General features: G+C 38.2%; 2 protein-coding genes. One reads left to right on the forward strand and one right to left on the reverse strand.

What is annotated here, in order from left to right:
* On the forward strand, positions 1–643 hold a 643-nt coding region (locus tag A9G25_RS11540; RefSeq protein ID WP_065627027.1), incomplete at its 5' end, for an IS3 family transposase.
* A gap of 14 nt (positions 644–657) precedes the next feature.
* On the opposite strand, the gene A9G25_RS12920 is transcribed toward A9G25_RS11540, so the two are convergent.
* Positions 658–916, reverse strand: a 259-nt coding sequence (locus A9G25_RS12920) for a hypothetical protein (protein WP_176701130.1), incomplete at its 5' end; no start/stop codon positions are given.

The raw sequence follows: 916 nt of genomic DNA on the forward strand, positions 1-916 counted from the left end.
AATTAGCCGTGTTTTGCAACAATTGGGATTACGGAGTAAAGCAGCACGTAAATTCAAGCATAAAACAGACAAGGCTCATCACAATATTGCGCCCAACACGTTAGATAGGCAATTTAATCCTGATAAACCTAATAAAACATGGGTAACCGATATTACTTATATTAAAACGGGTGAAGGTTGGTTATATTTGTCGGTGATTATCGATTTATATGGACGAAAAGTGATTGCTAGGCAAACCAGTCGCTACATAGACCGCCATTTAGTGTGTAATACATTAAAACAAGCTTTATTTCGGCGTCACTTTCCTAAAAATGTACTCATTCATAGTGACCAAGGAAGCCAATATTGCAGTGCTGATTTCAAGCAATTATTGTTACAATATGGGCTAAGGCAAAGCATGAGTCGAAGAGGCAACTGCTTTGATAATGCGGTTGTTGAGAGTTTTTTTCATACACTCAAAACACATATTATTCATGACTGTTACTACAAAACGAGGAAGCAGGCTAATAAAGCACTATTTGAATATATTGAAATCTATTATAATCGGATACGCCGTCATTCAGCCAATGGCTGGGTATCACCTGAACAATATGAACAACAATATTACCAAAACGAAAAAATGATAGAGGCGGGCACTGTCTAATATTTTGGCGAGGATCAAGATTCAGTATCTGCACCAGATAAATAATCACCTGTAGCTTTATTTAATACTGAAATCAAATCAGCTTTGTCAGTGTCGGTTAAAGACTTATCAGCCATAGCAAGTGCCGCCATAGCGGCACTAATTGGCCCTGGTAAAAATGCACCTATTTGCTCTGGGGCTCGCATCCAGAGTTCAACATAATCGCTACCATTAGGCATATCTTTACCTGTTATGAGCCTTTCTAGTGCTTCCTCTGTTTCTTCTTGAGTTAAA

This window comes from Gilliamella sp. Bif1-4 (assembly GCF_001690535.1).
Lineage (GTDB): Bacteria > Pseudomonadota > Gammaproteobacteria > Enterobacterales > Orbaceae > Gilliamella > Gilliamella bombi.